The following is a 20202-nucleotide window of genomic DNA, read 5'->3' as shown; positions in this document are numbered from 1 at the left end:
TATTACTTACATTATGCCGACAATGAAGACTGTGCGCTACGGCGCTTTAATAGTGTCGCCGTGACTTCCTGCTGTATCTCATCATTGAGTGGATAACGCAGGATCAGCAGCGCGCCAGCTAGTCCGAAGCACGCAGGTATCCAGCTCATCAGTGCCCTCATACCCGGTAAACTCTGGGTTATGGATTCAGGTTGCATACCATCGTAGCCGTAGCTCCCCAGTACCAGTAATACCAGCGCCCCCGCAAAGCCACCGCCGGTTTTCTGAACGAATGTGCCGGCCGAATACACCAGCCCTGTTGCCCGTCGTCCGGTTTTCCACTCGTTATAGTCAGCAGAATCCCCCAGCATTGAGAAAAACAGGGTCGGCATGATTGCGGCGAAAAACTCTGCGCAACAGCCAAGCAAAAATACGCCTGCGACAGCACCTTCAGGTAAAAAGTAAAGTGCCGCAGTTAACAGACTGCTGAGAATAAGTGCAGTAACGAACAACACCTTGCGCCCCATTCGACGGGATAGCCAGGGCGTAGCCATCGCACCAAAAATGGAAACAACCAGTAAACCAATGAAGTAATACCCGGTGAGCATGGCATCACCGATATAGTATTTAAAATAATAGGCAATCACCCCGTATTTGATACCGTTAAACATCATGGTGAGAAATCCCATCCCCAGCAGGATGAGCCAGGGCTTATTAGTCAGCAGGTCAACGATATCCTGCTGAGAACGGCTATTGGCCTGTTCCGGGCGACTCACCAGCCTTTTAACAAAAAAACCTGCCGTTACCATGACTATGATGAATATCAGGCCGCTTTGCAGGTTGCGGTAATAGAAAAACGCGCTGATTGCCAGCAGCGGCGTAAGAATGAGAGGCAACTGGCGGGCCAGATCAATTAATTCCTGCTTCAGCGGCATGCTATTATCCGCCGCGACCGGCACCCGCTCTTTTGTGGTAAACACGGTAATCAGCATCAGTACCGTTAACAGTGTCGCAAACACGTACATTGCGTACTGATAGCCCTGGGCATCGTTGCCCTGCCCCAGTACCGCCACCAGTGTGGGCAGGCCTCCCATCACCAGCAGGCCACCAAGAAAGGCGCCGGCAAAGCGGAACCCGGAAAGACTGGTGCGGGCCTGATCATCACTGGTCATCACACCCATCAATGCTGAGTAAGGCACATTGTTGAGTGTATAGGCAAGGGTCAGGCCTATATAGGTGAGATATGCATATACCAGTTTCCCCGTATCTGACAGTGCCGGTGTGGAAAAACACAGCACCATAAACAGGCCCAGAAGCGGTGTCGAACCAAGGATCCAGGGACGAAATTTGCCCATACGGGTGCGTGTCCTGTCAGCAATCATGCCCATGACAATATCGGTAACACCGTCAGATAAGCGTACAACCAGAAATAACATGGCCGCAGCGGCGGCACTGATCCCAAAGGTATCGGTATAAAACACGGCCAGGTAGGCAAGTGCACCACGCCATACCAGGTTCGCTGCGGCATCACCCAATCCGTACCCAATTTTTTCTTTTAATTTAAGTGGCTGTTGCATACGCTGCATCCTGTCATGCTGGCGGCCGGGTGCGTCTGGCCAGCAGCTGTTTAAACGCAAGTGCGCTGTTTTTTAAAGTACGCGTCTGTGTGGCAAAGTCTACATACACAATACCAAATCGCTTTTCGTAACCTTCTGCCCACTCGAAGTTATCCATCAGGCTCCATGCAAAGTAACCACTGACATTCACTCCTTTTCGCATTGCCGCTTCAACAGCCTTGAGATGTTGTGCGTAGTAGTCAATTCGCTTATCGTCTTTCACTTCCCCGTCGGTCAGTTCATCGGCCATCGCCGCGCCATTTTCGGTAATGTACACGGGTGGCAACTTATAGCGATTATGCAGTGACAATAGCAAATCGGTGAGTGCCTGCGGGTATATTTCCCAGCCAATATCGGTCATTGGAGCTCGGTGCGCATGCTCATAATACAATTCTCCGGGCTGTTTAGGTGCCGAATAAAACAGCCGGGTGTAGAAATTAACGCCAAGAAAGTCCAGAGGCTGACAAATGATAGCCATATCGCCATCTTCAACAGGCGGCTTGTCACCGTCGTCCAGCTCATTAATGACATCCGGGTAACGGCCCTCCATGACCGGCTGCATATACCACTGATTAATATACTGATCGGCTTTTTCCGCAGCCGTGATATCCCCCTTACCGGAGGAATTGGCATAGCAAGGCGTGAAATTAAGCACAATGCCATGCCTGGCGTTGGGTGCATCTGCTTTCAGGGCCTGCATGCCCAGGCCATGGGCAAGCAGTAAATGATGGGCGGCCCCCCTGCCAAGTTGTCTCCCTTTTCTGCCCGGTGCATGGACACCCACTTCGTAGCCCAGGTACGCAGAGCAAAACGGCTCGTTGAGTGTTGCGTAGGCATACACACGGTCGCCAAATGCCTGGGCCACCTTGCTCACATACTTCTTAAATTCAAAGGCAGTCTGGCGGTTGAGCCAGCCGCCTCTGTCTTCCAGGTACTGGGGCAGATCCCAATGATAAAGTGTCACAAAAGGTTTTACCTTCAGTGCGTTAAGTTCATCAAGTAACGCGACATAAAAATCAATGCCTGCTTGATTTAGCGTACCCGCCTCGGTCATAACACGCGGCCAGGAAATTGAAAAACGATAGGCATCAACACCAAGCGTCTTTAACAGCATCACATCTTCTTTCCATCGCTTCACATGCTCACAGGCGGATAACCCATTTGAATGATCAGCGATGGCACCCGGCCGCCGGCAGAATGTATCCCATATGCATTCCAGTCTGTTTTCCGCATCGCCTTCAATCTGAAAAGACGAGGTGGCGGTGCCAAAGAGAAAGGATCCCTCCATGAGCGGGCTACGGGAGGAAAGCGCTAAAGTTGTTGTCATTACAGTGCTCCGGCCTGTGCTGCGCTGCGCTGTATCTGCGAATATAAACTCATCAGAACTGCGACTGCAGCGTTATTCATCTGGGGTCTGAATAAGGGTTATAGCATGCCAATCACAAAATGAGAAAGCGCTTTCTCAATTTACTTTGTCGTTTACACCTTTAAGTCATGTTGAATCAGCATAATTAAAAAGAAATTAAAAAAGGTCATAACAATAAGTATCCAATTGTTTTGTATATCTAATTGGTAGTTTCCATCAGGTCTATACCTCGTTGGCAAAAACCTTAAACTGTAAAAATATTGTAAAAAATTAGTTGACGTAACTTTATTGATCACTTAGCTTTTGAGAAAGCGCTTTCTCACAGAAGCATAAATTAGGTTCCGGGAAAGCACTGAACAACAGGGCACATTTCACATAACTGAAAGAGAGAAAGACAGTGACACAGATACCGTTAATCAAATCAAAAATTGCAAAGAGCCTGTCTTTAATACTGGGAACAGGACTAGTATTCCCCGCTTATGCACAGGACACCGCTGACGATGTGGAAGTTATCCAGGTGACAGGCATTCGCAGCAGTGTACAGAAGTCAATGGCTATAAAGCGTGATTCAGCAGGCGTTGTGGATGCGATTACCGCTGAAGACATTGGTAAGTTTCCGGACACCAACCTCGCCGAATCGCTGCAGCGTATTACAGGTATTTCAATAAGCCGTAATAATGGTGAAGGCAGTCAGGTGACGGCGCGCGGCTTCGGCCCCGACTTCAATATGGTCACACTTAATGGCCGGACTATGCCAGGCTCCGCCCTGCCAGCCGGAGGCGGTGCGCCGAATTCCAGAGCGTTTGATTTCTCTGACTTAGCGTCTGAAAGTGTCCGGGCTGTGGAGGTGTATAAAACCGGGCGAGCCAGTATTGCAACAGGGGGAATTGGTGCAACCATTAATATCCGCACTGCCCGGCCCTTCGACGCTACTCAAACCGGCTTCACCGCCAATGTTGGAGCTAAAGCACTGCACGACACAACTAACCGGGTGGGCGACGATGTTACGCCTGAAGTATCGGGTTTTATCAACTACCTGACTGATGATGAACGCTTTGGTATCACATTCACCGGCTCATTTCAGCAGCGCGACAGCGCCGCTCAGGGTGCATTTGTTAACGAATGGCGGGTCAATCCTTATGATGGCAGTATCCCGCAGTCTCCGGATCCTTCAAACCCGGCGAGCGGCGATGCCGTGGTACTGAACAATGCGCCTGCGATGGGCCAGCTTTTCGCCATTCCTTCCGATTTACGTTACTACATGGCAGACCGTGAACGCGAGCGCACTAATGCACAGCTTACCCTGCAGTACGCGCCAAGCAACAACCTTACTGCAACACTGGATTACACCTACTCAAAGCAGGATCTGTTTGAAGCTCGCGCCGAACAGTCAATCTGGATGGATGACCGGTACTTCACTGAACTGACATTTGATGACAATGCCGTCACGACACCCGTATTAGTTACTCAGGAGCGCCGCGACCTGTTGCCGCGCGATCTTGGCCTGGCACTTCAGGAGCTTAATCAGGTAAACGAAAACAAGTCTGTCGGTCTGAACCTTGAATACATTGTCAATGATGACCTGTCGCTGACACTGGACGTGCATAACTCCTCGGCAGAAGGCCGCCCTGACGCGCCCTATGGCACATGGACAAACCTCGGGCTAGGCGCCAACGTGGTCAAAGGCCAGGGGGTCGACTTTCGCGGTGACTTCCCCATCATGATGGTCGACTTTGATGATCAAGCCAGAGACAACCTTAATGGAAACGGAGTGCTGGATCAGGATGATGTTGGCACCTCCATTCTGGACATGAATTTTTCATCGCAGGATACCGAGATCACCCAGGCCAGACTCGATGGCACCTATATCATGGACTCAGGCAGTATTAATTTTGGCATTGAGTCACGGGCCATGGAAAGTACATCATTACAATCACTGACCCGTCATACAATGGGTAACTGGGGTATTGAAAACCCCGGCGAGCTGCCTGGCAGTGTGCTAACACCGCTGGATTTCGCCAGTGAGTTCAGTGATTTTAATACTGACGGTATCTTTTCGCAGGGCTTCACGGGCAGTGTCTCAGAAATCGGCGCATTTGCTGGTCAGCGCTATGGCTTTAACCTGGTTGCCGACAATCCATATGCCACCAACCGAACCATCGAAGAAGATATTACCGCACTGTATTTTGAGTTAGACCTTAGCGGTGACATTAATGGTATGGAGTACAACCTGCTTGCCGGTTTGCGCTATGAGGATACGGACGTAACGTCTATCGCAAACATCAGCTTGCCCAGTGGCATTGCATGGGAAGGTAACAACGACTTCAATGTGCGTTTCGGCAGCGCTATGGAAGATGTTTCTGTATCCTCCAGTTATGATCATCTGCTCCCTGCGTTCGATTTTGATATTGAGGTTGCAGAGAACATGATTGCCCGCTTCTCCTACAGCAAAACGATTGCACGTCCGACGTACAATAACTTAAGTGCCGCTGCCACTGTGTCACCGCCAAACGGACCAACACTGCTGACCGGTGGCGCAACCGCTTCGGCAGACTCTGGCAACCCATCTCTGGTGCCACTTGAGTCAGATAATGTCGACTTGTCAGTAGAGTATTACTTTGCCGAAACCAGCTATGTGTCGATTGGATATTACGACAAACGGGTGAAAAACTTTATCGGTAACGAGCAGGTCGAAGAAAATGTGTTTGGTCTGACCGATGCCACCGCAGGCCCTCGCGCCCGTGCAGCCCTAGCAGAACTCGAGGCACGGGGGATCCCGGTCAGCGACACCAGCTTATTTAATATGGTCGCGGCCATGGAAAATGGCATCGATTATGACTCTCTGACCGATGAGCAGTTTGAAGCACGGTTTGACGTCCTTCCTAACAGCGAGGACCCGGAACTTACCTTCATCAATTCAAAACCGGTAAACAATAAGAGCGCGAATATTTATGGTTTTGAACTTGCCGCTCAGCATTTCTTTGGCGAAAGCGGATTCGGTATGGCCGCCAACTACACAACAGTAACCGGCGATATAGGCTTTGATAATCAGGCTGACCCCTCTGTTACACAATTTGCGCTGGTTGGTTTAAGCGATACTGCAAACCTTATCCTGATGTATGAAAAGGACGACTTACAGGCCCGAATTGCATACAACTGGCGTGATGAATTTCTGGATACCACGTCACAATATGTAAATGAACCAGGATACACAGAAGCATATTCGCAGATTGACTTTAGTCTTTCGTACAACGTCACCGATGCATTATCCGTAACATTAGAAGGGATAAACGTGACCGAGGAGAACATTCGCCGTCACGGAAGAACCAGTGCGATGCTATGGAAACTTGACGAACTGGGGGCGCGCTATGCCTTAGGTGTGCGATATAAGTTCTGATTGGCAATATGCACCACGTCCCGGCCTGACTCAGGTAAACTGAGTCAGGCCAGACTATACTTTTTGAAGAGCGACACTCAGGCCATTAAAGTTCTGGTATGGAAAAAAACATCAAGCGCGTGGTAATTGTGGGTGGCGGAACCACGGGTTGGCTAGCGGCTGGAATGCTTGCTGCTCGTCTTGGCAGCTCCTCCTCCCAGCAACATCCTATTGATGTTGTGCTGCTAGCGTCACCTGAGGTCAGTACTGTCGGTGTTGGTGAAGGTTCCTGGCCATCACTACGCGATACACTGCAGGAAATTGGTATCACCGAATCGCAATTTCTAACCACCTGCCATGCCTCATTCAAGCAGGGTTCTTCATTTATAAACTGGCGGTATGATAGCCATACACATCAGTACCAGCACCCATTCACCACGCCCACAGGCTACACGGAATTCGATACACACGCCTGCTGGCAACAATTAGCCAGCGATGAGGCATACGCCAACAGCTTTTGTTTGCAGCCTGCGATGTGTGCCTTAGGTAAAGCACCAAAACAGCGACAGACGCCGGACTATGCTTATGTCCTCAACTATGGTTATCATTTTGATGCGACCGCACTGGCCACGTTGCTGTCGTCGCACTGTACTGAGAGGCTGGGTGTAAAATACCACGCTGCCCACATCGAAAGCGTGTGCAGCCATCCTAATGGAGCCATTTCGAGCCTGGTAACTATTGACGGGCAGCGTATTGAAGGCGATTTATTTCTTGACTGTTCAGGCCGTTGTGGACTGCTTATTGATAAACACTACAGAACGCCATGGCATTCAGTTTCTGCCGTACTGCAAAACGATAGCGCGGTTGCCGTGCAGGCGCCTTATCCGCACAACGATAACGCAATTGCTTCCACCACCCTGGCAACCGCGCATGATGCCGGCTGGATATGGGATATTGGGCTACAACACCGACGTGGGGTGGGATGCGTTTTCAGCAGCAGCTTTGTCTCGCAACAAAACGCAGAGGAGCAACTGCTCCACCATCTACAGCAGCACCTACCCAGCGAGCAGGTATCTGCGTTGTCAGTCCGGCATTTGCACTTTCAGCCCGGCTACCGTGAGCAGTTCTGGGTTCACAATTGTCTGAGTCTGGGTATGTCGTCAGGATTTATAGAACCACTGGAAGCCTCGGCTATTGCTATGGTTGAACTTGGCCTTCGCATGTTGTGCGATGAATTTCCTGTCAATGGCTCGCACATGCACAGCCTGGCAAGGCGCTATAACCGACGCTTCAGTTACCGGTGGGCGCGCGTCGTTGATTTTCTTAAACTGCATTATGTATTAAGCGAACGTAGCTCGGCGTACTGGCAGGAACATCGCAATAGCACTTCCATTCCGGACTCGCTTACCGAGCTATTAGATCTCTGGCGCTACCAGCCCCCTTCTCGCTATGATTTAATAGAAAACGAAGAGATTTTTCCTTCCGCCAGCTACCAGTATGTGCTGTACGGAATGGAGTTTAACACGGCACTGAGGGCCAGGACCGATAATAGCGATGAAGCACACAAGGCCAGGTCAGTGCGAAAGGCACTGGCGCAGACACGCCATAAGTTTGAACACGGCCTGCCAGATAATCGTTCTCTGCTGAACCAGATACGACTGACAGGCGATAATACACCCTCCATTAAGGTATAAAAGCATGATGTCATCGGCCTCTGTAACCCCCAGTCCGGTTAAACAGGTTGTTATCGCAGGCGGTGGTACAGCAGGTTGGATGGCCGCTGCAGCACTGTCGCGATTACTCGGCAAATCACTCGCTGTTACCCTGGTCGAGTCAAAAGATATTGGCGTCGTCGGTGTCGGAGAGGCGACCATTCCGCCAATTCGCACTTTCCATAAACTGCTGGGAATTGACGAAAAAGCGTTTATGCAGGCCACCAGCGCCACGTTCAAGCTGGGAATTGAATTCAGCAACTGGCGTGCGCCCGGACACAGCTATATCCACTCATTTGGTATGACCGGCAAGGAGTGCTGGGCCGGCGAATTTCATCATTTCTGGTTGCGTGCGCAACAACTTGGTCTGCAAAGCGAATTTGGCGATTACTGCGTCGAACTTAAAGCGGCGCAACAGAACAAATTTGGCCTCTCCCAGCAACCTTCACTTAACTTTGCCTACCACTTTGATGCCGTTGCCTATGGTCAGTATTTACGGGAGCTGGCCACTCAGGCAGGCGTAGCGCGCATTGAAGGCGATATTGCATCGGTCAGCAAATGTCCGGACAGCGGGTCTGTCACCGCGTTGCGTCTGTCGGACGGGCGTCAGGTGACAGGCGACTTTTTTATTGACTGTACCGGTTTTAAGGGGCTAATCATCGAACAGTGCCTGCACACCGGTTATGACAACTGGAGTCATTACCTGCCCTGCGATCGCGTCGTTGCAATGCAGACCCGGCCGCTTACCGCGCCTGTTCCTTTCACCAGAAGTGTTGCCCACGATGCAGGCTGGCGATGGCAAATTCCATTGCAGCACCGCGTTGGCAATGGCCTGGTCTATTGCAGCCGGTACATGAGTGACGAGGATGCAATTGCTACCCTGAAACGTCAGACTGAGGGCGAGCCACTCAATGACCCCAGAGTCATCCGCTTTACGCCAGGTAAACGACGTCTGGGCTGGAACAAAAACTGTGTGGCGCTTGGGCTTGCCAGCGGCTTTATTGAGCCACTGGAGTCGACCAGCATCCATCTTATCATGACCGGCCTCGTCAGGCTGATGCGCCTGTTTCCGTTTGATGGCGTAACCCAGTCGGCCATCGACGAATATAACACCAAATACGACAGTGAAATGCGTGCAATTCGCGACTTTATTGTGATGCATTATAAGGTAACGAACCGTCAGGATACCCCGTTCTGGGCGCACTGCCGTTCGATGACGGTACCGGCGTCGCTGACACACAAGCTGCATTTATTTAAAGAAACCGGGCGGGTATTTCTGGATGATGGCGATATTTTCCGGGTCGACTCGTGGACGCAGGTTATGCTGGGCCAGGGCCTGATGCCAGCGCAGTATCACAGAGTCGCAGATGAAATGAGTGAAGGTGAATTACAACGCTTTATGTCGGGGCTTAAACATCAGGTCGACACCCAGGTCGCCGCCCTGCCCAGTCATGATGCGTTCCTGGCGCGCTATCTGTCCTCTTTGAGAAAGTCAGGGTAAGCGCAGGATGCTGTTAAAGCTTTGCGTCCTTCCCTGAGTATCACTAATTTGTGACATCTGACAAATGCAGCGGTATATTGGTTTTACAATCGTATTGAAAGGAGAAGTGATGAGCCTTGGCAAAATAATTGGTATTGTTCTTATTATTATTGGGGTAGCACTGGCCATATGGGGCTACGATGTGTATGACTCAGCCAGTTCGCAACTGGAGCGCGCATTTAGCGGCGACACCCCAATGGAAGCATGGCTTGGAATGGTCGGCGGTGCAGTATGTATCCTGATTGGTATTGTTAAAGTAAAATAATCGCTTTGCGCTGAGGCAGGCCGCCAGATACGCTGCTTGCCTTTTCTTACAGGGGCGCTACTAGCGCAAACTGCCTCGGACGAATTATTCTTCACCAGCGAAATACTCGACTGCATCAGTCTTGTATCCAATATGCCTCAGAATAGCATTTTGCGGAGAACCATCCTTACTGGAAAAGACGAGAAATTTATTGGAATCGGGATACTCCACCGCATCAACCGACTCAACTGTGGAAATGGCAAGGTACGTCAGCGCAGTATCGCCCGTATTAATAATTTGATGTGCACGTGCTGCGCCACCTGTTGGGGCCGATAACAGATCACCCTGCCTGATCGGGTATTTGTTTTTTCCAAACCGATACTCTCCTGACCCAGCAATAATATAAAACATTTCCTCAACCGCATGATGGACGTGGAAGGGAAAGGCTCGCTTTCCAGGTTCGACGACAGTCAGCATCGCGCCCAGTTTCTCAGCACCAAGCAACGGTCCCATTCGCCCCAGCCTGGCTTTAAACGTTTCTTCAGGGCTGGCAAAATCCATTAACTCGACCTCGCCAGTGTTAATCACGGGTTTTGTACTGTTGCTCATGGTGCCGTTTCCTTCTTATTCTCGCATCCGATCCCGCATGGTTGTCGGCCCCTTTCGGTCAAATGGCGAAATGTTTTGCTGGCAGATTTATTGGCCAAGAACCGCTAGTGTCGCAATATCATTTTTTTAATCGCGCGCCGAACTGCTTGCTGAAAGGGCTTGAGGTACTCAAACTCGTTGTGAGGACCATAATCCTGGTCATGAAAATTCATGCATGCATTGGCCTCAAATAAAATAATCTGTCCATCATCATTGATTGCACAGTCCATTCCCCACAAATCAAGGCCTAATCGTTGCTGCATGGTCAACAGCGCCTGTCGCTGACTAGCAGTGAGCGTATTGTCAAAATTTTGCAGAAACGCCTGCTCTTTTTCCCGCAACTGCTCGTCGCCCAGCATAACCCGTTCACGATCAGTGGCATGTACACACCAGTTATCAGAAAAAATGCAATGCCTGGGGTAAATCTCTCCATCGACGAAAACGATACGAATCTTATGGAAAAGGCCGCGCTCATCCTCTCTGGCAAGATACTCGATAAGCAACAGTCTGGTGCCTTCCTGTTTTAGATCGTCGGGTAATTCGGACAATGCCTCTTCACTGTCAACGCGGTACATGGCTTCGCCACCATGCCTGCCAGAACAGCGAATAATAAGCGGGTAAGATAGCTTATGGGCAGTGATGTCTCTGGCCAGATTTGGTATTGAGGAGAACGTCGTTGCGACAGTTTTTGGGATAACCAACCCAGGAATATCAGAAAAAACACGGCGAGCATTGGCACGACTGGTAAGCTGAATATTGCGGGGGTGATTAAACACACGTTTAAACCCGTTTCGCTCACAAATGGTTTCAATCTGCCTGAGTGACAGCATGCTCGAATCCGCATCACTGACAAGGTTGAACATATTTACCGCAGCGCCTTTGGGAAAGCGTACGCGCTTATGATGACCAAGTACGACCGTTTCACTGTGCCGGGCAATGGTCTTATCCTGTGTCAGCAATGACGTGAATGGGGTACAGTTTGAAATAAGCACCCGGTACTTTCCATCCTCCGTCCGCTTCATTCGCAAATCGTTATTTTTTATTGCGGTATCGGGTGGACCCAACATAAAAATCGTTGAATGCATAGTATCCTCTAATACGCTGTCGCGACAAACCCCATGAGTTGCCAGGGTAGCAGCACAGCATCCTTGTTTTTTTCAATGCCCAGATAGGTTTCCAGACCATCCAGCACGTCGGCGTCTGTCGCTTCAAGCGCAAATATCTTTTTACAATACCAGATTAATTGTTCTGTATTGCTGAACTGCCAGTGATAATTCAGCATCGTGTGCTCGACATTTTTAAACCCTGCCTCTTTCAGTTCCCCGGTGGTTTCGGCATTACTCAGGTACTTACCTGCGTGTCCTGTCGACGTGAACTTGTCTACAAATTCATCAAGGAAAGATGCCACCGCCGATCCTGCGGCAACATCAGCGATGCAGACTTTTCCGGAGGGCTTGAGTAAGCGCCGCATTTCAGCAAAAAGCCTGCATTTATTTTCAACGTGATGAACACCTGCAATTGATACCAGATTGTCGGCAACCTCGCTGTCAAGCGCAACAGCATCCTTATCCATCAGGACTGAATGCAGGCCTTTATGTCGGCAGAAATTGAAAAACACCTGTGAGGACTCAACACAGATGTAGCGAATATCCTCTGGTAAGAAATGTCGCAGATACCCCCCTCCAGCAGGTAAGTCGATAAGCACCTGACCAGGGGCTATATTTAGAAGTTCCAGTGGCCGCCTGAATTCATGTTTGCGCGCCTGTGGCAGTGCGTCCATCGCAGCGTGGTAGCTCGCGCCACGCTCGTCAAAAATCTTTCCATAATCTACGGGGTCCAAAAACATGGTCGCTGTCGTTCTCCACTTTGCTACGGCAGTGATAACATTGTAGGAGTATACCTTTGCAAGCAGACAAAAAACCAGATGCCTGGGACACCGGTATGCTACTTAGCGCACGTTAAGTAAAACCGGACATTATTGCAGCTTTTGCGTGCGCTTCTCTAACTGCTAAACGTGATTAAATAAGTCCTCGCAATCTTGCCTGCCCAAATGCGTTACAGGTGGTGGCATCTTTGACACTACCGTCAAGGATCATGCGTTCAAGCTCGTCTACGGCAACCTGGTGCACGATCAGGTCTTCCTCTTCCTGGTCAGGCTCGCGGGCGTGCTGGGTAAGCTCGTTGGCCACAAAAATATGGTAGCCCTGATTGCAAAACCCATAGGCCAGGTACTGAAAAGCAACATGGGTGAGCGTGCCTGCCACGAGCCCCGTTTCTTCTTTTAACTCCCCCGCGGCAAGGTCTTCAGGTCTGGCATCCGGTTTTTCCTCCCAGGCCCCCTGGGGAAACTCAAGCTGACGCTCACCGATGGGATACCGGAACTGTTCGACCATAGTCACCATGCCTTCATGAACAGGAATGATAATGGCAAAATCGGGCTTTTCGACCACCGTGTAAAGTCCGTCTCTGCCACTCTGGCGCTGAATTTTATCCTCTCGAAGGGTCAGCCACTTGTTTTGATACACGCTGCGGGAAGAAAGCGTGCGAATTGGGTGTTGAGACATAAGTTACCTTAGGGAAGTTTCTTACCAAGGGATTAGCCATTGCCCACGAAACCTGCCTTGCGACTACGCACGTCAGAACTCGCTGAGTGATGATAGACTTATTCGCATCTTCCCTTAGTTTCATTTAAACGAAAACGCCGGCACGAAGGCCGGCGTTTATAACTATCTTGGGTGGTTAAATATATTCCACTTCCGCAATTTCGACCTCGACCGGTCCATTGGGCGTCTGAATGGTTACCACATCGTCCAGCTCTTTGCCAATCAGGCCCCGCGCCATCGGCGAATTGACGGAAATCAGATTATTTTTAATATCGGCCTCATCATCACCCACTATACGATAGCGCGTTTCCTCGTCGGTGCTGGTATTGATAATGGTTACGGTGGTACCAAAGATAACCTTGCCGTTATTGTCCATTTTCGATACATCAATGATTTGTGCGTTCGACAGCTTACCTTCAATATCCTGTATGCGGCCTTCGCAAAAGCTTTGCTGTTCGCGGGCGGCATGGTATTCCGCGTTTTCCTTCAAATCACCGTGTTCGCGCGCTTCGGCTATCGCCTCAATGATCCGCGGGCGGGTCTTGGTTTTTAGTTCATTAAGCTCGTCGCGCAGCATTTGTGCGCCATGCGCTGTCATTGGATACTGACTCATGGATTAAGTCTCACTTTCCTGATTAGTTGTATCTGTGCCTGAGAGAAAAAGTGCGCCGGCCGGCGCACTTTTATTTCACTTTTTACGTTTCACTTTTCACTATTGTTACAGCATACCTTGTACGCTGCACGTTGTCATTAGCCGTGCAACCTTGCGTGCAGTTCCTGAACAGACGCAACTTTGTTGCGATCATCGGCCGATTTCGCCCGGATGGTCGCAAACGCTGCATTCATGGTGGTGGTATAGGTCACCTTATTCAGCAATGCCTCGCGGCGGATATACATAGAGTCTGTAATCGCCTGACGGCCCTCAGTCGTGTTAATGATATACGCATACTCGCCGTTTTTGATCGCATCAACAATGTTGGGGCGACCTTCAGAGAGCTTATTCACTACCGTGCTCATAACACCGGCATCGTACAATGTCGTTGCCGTACCGCGTGTGGCTTCAATGCTGAAGCCCGCTTCGGTCAGCGCCTTGGCAAGCTCAATGACTTTTTGCTTATCGGTGTTTCTGACCGACAGCAACGTCTTACCAGACTTCGGCAACGGTGCGCCGGAGCCCAGGTTGGCTTTCGCATAGGCTTCCTCAAACGTGTCACCTACGCCCATGACCTCACCGGTAGAACGCATTTCTGGTCCAAGCAGCGGATCGACGCCCTGGAATTTGGCAAACGGCAGTACCACTTCTTTAACGGAGAAAAACGGGGGTATCACTTCTTCGGTGATACCCTGCTCTTTCAGGCTCACTCCGGCCATACAGCGCGCGGCCACTTTGGCCAGCGGAATACCCGTGGCTTTGGACACAAACGGCACGGTTCTGGCGGCGCGCGGGTTCACCTCAATCAGATACACGTCGCCGTCTTTAATAGCAAACTGCGTATTCATGAGGCCTACCACGCCCAGCTCCAGCGCCATGTCTCTGACCTGCTGACGCATGGTATCCTGGATGTCCTTAGGTAGTGAGTGCGGAGGCAGTGAACAGGCAGAGTCACCCGAGTGAACGCCAGCTTGTTCAATGTGTTCCATGATCCCGCCAATGACGACATCGACGCCATCACAAATCGCGTCGATATCGACCTCAATGGCGTCATCCAGGAAGCGATCCAGCAAGACCGGCGCGTCGTTCGACACCTTAACGGCATCGGTCAGGTAACGTTTGAGATCTTTCTTATCGTAGACGATTTCCATCGCACGGCCGCCCAGAACGTAGGAGGGGCGAACCACCAGCGGATAACCAATTTCCTCAGCCATGTTCAGGGCTTCATCGAAGTTCGTTACCGTGGCATTGGCCGGCTGTTTCAGGGCCAGTTTGTTGACCATGTGCTGGAACCGCTCACGGTCTTCAGCGCGGTCAATCGCATCCGGTGAGGTACCCATGATCGGCACACCGTTGGCCTCCAGCGCGCGCGCCAGTTTCAGTGGTGTCTGACCACCGTACTGTACAATCACGCCCTTGGGCTTTTCTTTATTTACGATTTCCAGTACGTCTTCCAGTGTGACCGGCTCGAAGTACAGGCGATCAGAGGTATCGTAGTCGGTCGATACGGTTTCCGGATTACAGTTCACCATAATGGTTTCGTAACCATCTTCGCGCATCGACAGTGCGGCATGCACACAACAGTAGTCGAACTCAATGCCCTGTCCTATACGATTTGGTCCTCCGCCTAATACCATGATTTTGTCACGATCAGACGGATCTGCCTCACACTCTTCGTCGTAGGTGGAATACATGTAGGCAGTACTGGTCGCAAACTCGGCCGCGCAGGTGTCTACACGCTTGTAAACCGGTGTAATACCGAAGCCGTGCCTTGCCTCGCGCACATCACTTTCGGCAACTTTCATTAACTCAGCCAGACGCGAGTCAGAGAATCCTTTACGCTTAAGTTTACGCATGTAATCTGCGTCAACGCCACGCAGACCTTTCTGCGCCACCTCGGCTTCCAGCCTGATGAGTTCTTCAATCTGTACCAGATACCAGCGATCGATATTGGTCAGGCTGAATACCTCTTCTACACTCATCCCCAGGCGGAACGCATCACCGATGTACCAGATGCGTTCTGCACCGGGCGTGCGAAGCTCATAGCCGATCTTATTACGCGCATCCACATCGTCCAAATCGACCATGGGATCAAGTCCGTTGGCGCCGATTTCCAGTCCCCGCAATGCTTTTTGCAGTGACTCCTGCTGATTACGGCCAATCGCCATGACCTCGCCCACTGATTTCATCTGCGTGGTCAGTCGGTCATTGGCCCCGGCAAATTTTTCAAAATTAAAGCGCGGGATCTTAGTGACCACATAATCAATAGAGGGTTCGAACGACGCCGGTGTCAGGCCGCCGGTAATTTCATTGGCAAGCTCATCCAGGGTATAGCCGACCGCCAGCTTAGCCGCCACTTTGGCAATCGGGAAGCCTGTAGCCTTCGAGGCCAGCGCGGAAGAACGCGATACCCTTGGGTTCATTTCGATGATGACCATACGGCCGGTATCCGGGTCGACACCAAACTGAACGTTTGAGCCGCCGGTTTCCACACCAATTTCACGCAGAACCGCCATGGCCGCATCACGCATGATCTGGAACTCTTTGTCAGTCAGAGTTTGCGCGGGTGCTACCGTGATAGAGTCGCCGGTGTGCACGCCCATGGGGTCAAAGTTTTCGATGGTACAGACGATAATGCAGTTATCGCTTTTATCGCGCACCACTTCCATTTCATATTCTTTCCAGCCAATCAGTGATTCATCAATCAGCAGTTCATTGGTGGGTGACAAGTCCAGTCCACGGTGGCAGATTTCATTGAACTCTTCAATGTTATAGGCGATCCCGCCGCCTGAGCCACCCATGGTGAATGACGGCCGAATGATGCACGGAAAACCGATTCGGCTAAGCACATCATGTGCCTGCTCCATGCTGGTTGCTATTTCTGCACGCGGGCATTCCAGTCCAATCTTACGCATGGCGTGATCGAAACGGTCGCGGTTCTCGGCCTTATCAATGGCATCGGCAGTCGCACCAATCAGCTCTACCCCGAACTCTTCCAGAACCCCTTCTTTGTCCAGCTCCAGCGCACAATTCAGTGCGGTCTGGCCGCCCATGGTTGGCAAAATGGCATCTGGCTGTTCTTTTTCGATGATCTTTCGCACCACTTCCCAGTGAATAGGCTCGATGTAGGTGGCATCAGCCATTTCCGGGTCGGTCATAATGGTGGCGGGGTTAGAGTTTACCAGGATCACCCGGTATCCCTCTTCGCGCAGCGCTTTACAGGCTTGCGCACCGGAGTAATCGAATTCACAGGCCTGGCCAATCACAATAGGGCCAGCACCTAATATCAAAATGCTTTTAATGTCGGTACGTTTTGGCATAGTGGCTCGTTCCTACAGCTTTGACTGTTCAATGAGTTCGATAAAGTGATCGAACAGGCGGTCGGCTTCATGCGGGCCAGGGCTCGCTTCTGGATGCCCCTGAAAGCTGAATGCAAGCTTGTCTTTGCGATGAATACCCTGTAGCGACTTATCAAACAGCGAAATATGCGTCACTTCCAGATTGTCAGGCAGGTTTTCCTCATCCACAGCAAACCCGTGGTTCTGGCTGGTGATCATCACTGTGTTGTTTTTGATGTCCTTAACCGGATGGTTAGCGCCATGATGACCAAACTTCATCTTCGCCGTGGTCGCGCCGCTGGCCAGCGCCAGTAGCTGATGGCCAAGACAGATTCCAAAAATCGGCACATTCTTTTCCAGCAATTCTTTAATGGCTGTAATAGCGTAATCACAAGGCTCCGGATCGCCTGGCCCGTTGGACAGGAACACACCATCCGGCTCCATTGCCAACACCTCAGAAGCGGGAGTCTGCGCGGGCACCAGGGTTATCTTACAATCCCGGTCTACCAGCATACGCAGGATATTTTGTTTCACCCCGAAGTCATACGCCACAATGTGATAGCGTGCCTTGACCGTCGGCGTCACATAGCCTTTGCCCAGTTGCCAGCTGCCACTGGTCCAGGTCTTTGGCTCTTTGATACAGACTTCTTTCGCTAAATCCATGCCCTTTAAGCCTGGAAACGCTTTCGCCTGCTTGAGGGCGTCGTCTTCATCCAGGTTGTCCACGCACATGATGCATCCGTTCTGTGCGCCTTTGTCGCGTAATATCCGCGTTAAACGACGGGTATCAATGTCTGCGATACCCACAACACCCTTGGCTTTGAGAAACTCTGAAAGGGTTTGTTGTTGTCTGAAATTGCTGGCAATCAGTGGCAAATCGCGAATAACCAGGCCTTTAGACCAGATGGTATCGCATTCAACGTCTTCGTCGTTGGTGCCAGTATTACCGATATGGGGATAAGTGAGCGTGATGATTTGTTCAGCGTAAGAAGGATCAGTAAGAATTTCCTGATAACCGGTCATGGACGTGTTAAAGACCACTTCGCCGACCGCGGTACCTGTTGCACCAATGGCAGTACCTCTGAAAACCGAACCGTCTTCTAACACCAAAAGGGCAGAATTAGCCAAGTCAACCTCCTGATTAAGGATAACTAACTGAGTGTTTAACCAGTATCCTGATCAAACCCCACAAAAAACGGGAGGTAATGGTAAACTTACATCCCGTTCATCGATCTTTGCAGCTAATAAAACCGCGCGTTTGAGCTAATAAACGCGAAATTTTGGCAAATTCCGATAAGTATATATGAGTTCTTAAAAAAGGTCTAACCCGATTTAGAAAAACACTAAAAATACTACGTTCATTGCATTTTTCACGCCTAGCACGCAAAACCATTAACTTTATTCGTTCTTCCTGTGTCAGCGGACAAACAGGCTGCATGTCGGTCCGGCTGTTAGCGCGGCAAGCCAAGTACATTAATCATGTCATAACGTCCTGGCGCCTTGTTTTGAACCCACTTTGCGGCGCGCACAGCGCCTTTGGCAAAAGTAAGCCGGCTTGACGCTTTATGGGTGATTTCAAGGCGCTCGCCCAGATCAGCGAATAAGGCCGTATGCTCACCAACGATATCGCCACCACGCACTGTCGCAAAGCCAATCTGCTTCTGGTCCCGTGCCGGCATTTTGCCCTCACGGCTAAACACGCCACAGTCACTGAGATCCCGGCCTAACTCTCCGGCAATGGCCTCACCAATCGCCAGAGCGGTGCCCGAGGGCGCATCTTGTTTATACCTGTGATGTGCCTCAATAATTTCTATATCGGTGTCGTCATCCAGTGCACTGGCCGCCTGTCTGACCAGTGACAGCATCAGGTTCACACCCACGCTGTAATTGGCTGCAAATACCAACGGGATATGTTGCGCGGCTTCGTCCAGTAGCGCTACCTGCGCCGGACTCAGGCCGGTAGTGCCTATCACCACCGGCTTTTTGTGGGTTATACACCAGCGAATATTATCTTCAAATACTACAGGCAGTGTAAAATCGATCATCACATCCACGTGATCCGGTGACAGCTTCGATACCGGTGTACAGGTCAGGGTTTGTCCGGGGATGCCGGCCAGTTCTCCGACATTCATATTGATCCACGGTGAGTCGTCCCGCACCGTTGCTGCACGGAGTGTGGCCTGTTCACTGTTATTCAGGGCCTCAATCAGTACGCGCCCCATACGCCCGTTTGTACCAAATAATCCTACGTTCATTGATTGTGTATTCCGGTGAGTCGTCGCAATATTGTGCATCATGCCTAAGCGATTTAAAACTCAAACAATCGCATATTCACCGAGAATTGCCTTGCCTGACCGGCCATTTCTTTGCATGCTATTCATTTCACAGGCAAGGCCCGTCACGGCAACAGTAAGCGAGCAACAATGACAAAAAAACTCATCTGGGATATGCCCACCCGTCTTTTTCACTGGTTGTTAGTCGCCGGTATTGTGGCCCAGTATGTCACAGCTGAGGTTCTGGATAATGCGATGCAATGGCACTTTTACTGTGGCTATTTTGTATTGGGACTTGTGTTATTTCGGCTTATCTGGGGCGTGTTCGGCACCCGTTATGCCCGGTTTACTCAGTTTGTGGCCGGGCCGTCTCGTGTTGTGGCTTATGTAAAAACGCTTACCGATAAGCAGTCTGTGGATCACGCCGGACACAATCCACTGGGAGGCTGGGCCGTGATTTTGATGTTGCTGCTAGTCGGTACGCAGGCAGTCAGCGGGCTATTTCTCACCGATGATGTGTTTCTTGATGGCCCTTACCGGCATCTTGTCAGCGAAACCGTGCAGGACCTGGCTAATACCATACACCATACCGGCTTTAATGTATTACTCGCAGTCATTGCGCTGCATATTGTCGCTATTGCGTTTTACAGTTTGTACAAGCATCACCACCTGGTCCCGGCAATGTTTCACGGCAAGAAAGACTCTCAGTCGCCCGGTATCGCTTCATCAAAGTTGCTGCTGGCGTTCATTGTGGCGGCAGTGTGCGCAGTGCTGGTGTACTACGCCGTTTTTATCGCACCGCCGCAACCCGCAACTGAAGGCCTCTACTATTAACAAAGGCGCGCGACCGCGCTT

At 50.8% G+C, this 20202-nt stretch carries 15 protein-coding genes; 5 read left to right on the top strand and 10 right to left on the bottom strand.

Going from position 1 to position 20202, the window contains the following annotated elements:
• Nucleotides 1-11 precede the first annotated feature (11 nt).
• Entirely contained in the window at nucleotides 12-1556 is a 1545-nt protein-coding gene (locus IE054_RS02635; protein ID WP_189403516.1) for an MFS transporter, read from the bottom strand.
• 13 nt (nucleotides 1557-1569) lie between these two features.
• The gene (locus IE054_RS02630) at nucleotides 1570-2922 is read right to left on the bottom strand and encodes a GH1 family beta-glucosidase (protein ID WP_189403515.1); all 1353 of its coding nucleotides are present in this window, start codon (nucleotides 2920-2922) and stop codon (nucleotides 1570-1572) included.
• Nucleotides 2923-3376: 454 nt separating this feature from the next.
• On the opposite strand from IE054_RS02630, the gene IE054_RS02625 reads away from it, so the two are divergent.
• From IE054_RS02625 to IE054_RS02610, 4 genes are all read left to right on the top strand, one after another.
• On the top strand, nucleotides 3377-6358 hold the full coding sequence (locus IE054_RS02625) for a TonB-dependent receptor (protein WP_373293819.1): 2982 nt from the start codon (nucleotides 3377-3379) through the stop codon (nucleotides 6356-6358).
• A 98-nt stretch (nucleotides 6359-6456) separates the two neighbouring features.
• Nucleotides 6457-8031: a tryptophan halogenase family protein gene (locus IE054_RS02620; RefSeq protein WP_189403513.1), complete on the top strand. Its 1575-nt coding sequence runs from the start codon at nucleotides 6457-6459 to the stop codon at nucleotides 8029-8031.
• 4 nt (nucleotides 8032-8035) lie between these two features.
• Nucleotides 8036-9550 (top strand): tryptophan halogenase family protein, encoded by a 1515-nt coding sequence (locus IE054_RS02615; protein ID WP_189403512.1) that lies wholly within the window; start codon nucleotides 8036-8038, stop codon nucleotides 9548-9550.
• Between the two features lie 109 nt (nucleotides 9551-9659).
• The gene (locus IE054_RS02610) at nucleotides 9660-9854 is read left to right on the top strand and encodes a DUF3185 family protein (protein ID WP_189403511.1); all 195 of its coding nucleotides are present in this window, start codon (nucleotides 9660-9662) and stop codon (nucleotides 9852-9854) included.
• 84 nt (nucleotides 9855-9938) lie between these two features.
• Here IE054_RS02610 and IE054_RS02605 read toward each other — a convergent pair whose 3' ends face one another.
• From IE054_RS02605 to dapB, 8 genes are all read right to left on the bottom strand, one after another.
• Nucleotides 9939-10442 carry a cupin domain-containing protein gene (locus IE054_RS02605; protein WP_189403510.1) on the bottom strand — a complete coding sequence of 168 codons (504 nt, stop codon included), beginning with the start codon at nucleotides 10440-10442 and terminating at the stop codon, nucleotides 9939-9941.
• 104 nt (nucleotides 10443-10546) lie between these two features.
• Complete coding sequence (locus tag IE054_RS02600; protein ID WP_189403509.1) at nucleotides 10547-11503, bottom strand: ATP-grasp domain-containing protein; 957 nt, start codon at nucleotides 11501-11503, stop codon at nucleotides 10547-10549.
• Between the two features lie 71 nt (nucleotides 11504-11574).
• A complete protein-coding gene (locus IE054_RS02595) occupies nucleotides 11575-12327 on the bottom strand; it encodes a class I SAM-dependent methyltransferase (protein WP_189403508.1) in 753 nt (250 codons plus the stop codon).
• 172 nt (nucleotides 12328-12499) lie between these two features.
• On the bottom strand, nucleotides 12500-13045 hold the full coding sequence (locus IE054_RS02590; protein ID WP_189403507.1) for an NUDIX domain-containing protein: 546 nt from the start codon (nucleotides 13043-13045) through the stop codon (nucleotides 12500-12502).
• 175 nt (nucleotides 13046-13220) lie between these two features.
• Nucleotides 13221-13697 carry a transcription elongation factor GreA gene (greA, locus tag IE054_RS02585; RefSeq protein ID WP_189403506.1) on the bottom strand — a complete coding sequence of 159 codons (477 nt, stop codon included), beginning with the start codon at nucleotides 13695-13697 and terminating at the stop codon, nucleotides 13221-13223.
• A 137-nt stretch (nucleotides 13698-13834) separates the two neighbouring features.
• Nucleotides 13835-17056: a carbamoyl-phosphate synthase large subunit gene (gene carB, locus IE054_RS02580; RefSeq protein ID WP_189403505.1), complete on the bottom strand. Its 3222-nt coding sequence runs from the start codon at nucleotides 17054-17056 to the stop codon at nucleotides 13835-13837.
• Between the two features lie 12 nt (nucleotides 17057-17068).
• A complete protein-coding gene (gene carA, locus IE054_RS02575; protein WP_189403504.1) occupies nucleotides 17069-18202 on the bottom strand; it encodes a glutamine-hydrolyzing carbamoyl-phosphate synthase small subunit in 1134 nt (377 codons plus the stop codon).
• Between the two features lie 323 nt (nucleotides 18203-18525).
• Nucleotides 18526-19329 carry a 4-hydroxy-tetrahydrodipicolinate reductase gene (gene dapB / locus IE054_RS02570; protein WP_189403503.1) on the bottom strand — a complete coding sequence of 268 codons (804 nt, stop codon included), beginning with the start codon at nucleotides 19327-19329 and terminating at the stop codon, nucleotides 18526-18528.
• 168 nt (nucleotides 19330-19497) lie between these two features.
• Between dapB and IE054_RS02565 the strand changes: the two genes are divergently transcribed.
• Nucleotides 19498-20181, top strand: coding sequence for a cytochrome b/b6 domain-containing protein (locus tag IE054_RS02565; RefSeq protein ID WP_189403502.1), 684 nt, complete (start codon nucleotides 19498-19500; stop codon nucleotides 20179-20181).
• Nucleotides 20182-20202: the final 21 nt, after the last annotated feature.

This window comes from Alteromonas halophila (assembly GCF_014651815.1).
Lineage (GTDB): Bacteria > Pseudomonadota > Gammaproteobacteria > Enterobacterales > Alteromonadaceae > Alteromonas > Alteromonas halophila.
Note: the sequence above shows the minus strand (reverse complement) of the source record. Positions and strands in the feature narration are given on the sequence as shown.

What these genes read in the sequence shown, in the direction of transcription:
- IE054_RS02620 (WP_189403513.1), top strand. Translation starts at nt 6,457, where the DNA reads ATGGAAAAAAACATCAAGCGCGTGGTAATTGTGGGTGGCGGAACCACG.
- IE054_RS02630 (WP_189403515.1), bottom strand. Translation starts at nt 2,922, where the DNA reads ATGACAACAACTTTAGCGCTTTCCTCCCGTAGCCCGCTCATGGAGGGA.
- IE054_RS02610 (WP_189403511.1), top strand. Translation starts at nt 9,660, where the DNA reads ATGAGCCTTGGCAAAATAATTGGTATTGTTCTTATTATTATTGGGGTA.
- carB (WP_189403505.1), bottom strand. Translation starts at nt 17,056, where the DNA reads ATGCCAAAACGTACCGACATTAAAAGCATTTTGATATTAGGTGCTGGC.
- IE054_RS02595 (WP_189403508.1), bottom strand. Translation starts at nt 12,327, where the DNA reads ATGTTTTTGGACCCCGTAGATTATGGAAAGATTTTTGACGAGCGTGGC.
- IE054_RS02615 (WP_189403512.1), top strand. Translation starts at nt 8,036, where the DNA reads ATGATGTCATCGGCCTCTGTAACCCCCAGTCCGGTTAAACAGGTTGTT.
- dapB (WP_189403503.1), bottom strand. Translation starts at nt 19,329, where the DNA reads ATGAACGTAGGATTATTTGGTACAAACGGGCGTATGGGGCGCGTACTG.
- IE054_RS02600 (WP_189403509.1), bottom strand. Translation starts at nt 11,503, where the DNA reads ATGAAGCGGACGGAGGATGGAAAGTACCGGGTGCTTATTTCAAACTGT.
- IE054_RS02565 (WP_189403502.1), top strand. Translation starts at nt 19,498, where the DNA reads ATGACAAAAAAACTCATCTGGGATATGCCCACCCGTCTTTTTCACTGG.
- IE054_RS02635 (WP_189403516.1), bottom strand. Translation starts at nt 1,556, where the DNA reads ATGCAACAGCCACTTAAATTAAAAGAAAAAATTGGGTACGGATTGGGT.
- IE054_RS02605 (WP_189403510.1), bottom strand. Translation starts at nt 10,442, where the DNA reads ATGAGCAACAGTACAAAACCCGTGATTAACACTGGCGAGGTCGAGTTA.
- greA (WP_189403506.1), bottom strand. Translation starts at nt 13,697, where the DNA reads ATGAGTCAGTATCCAATGACAGCGCATGGCGCACAAATGCTGCGCGAC.
- IE054_RS02590 (WP_189403507.1), bottom strand. Translation starts at nt 13,045, where the DNA reads ATGTCTCAACACCCAATTCGCACGCTTTCTTCCCGCAGCGTGTATCAA.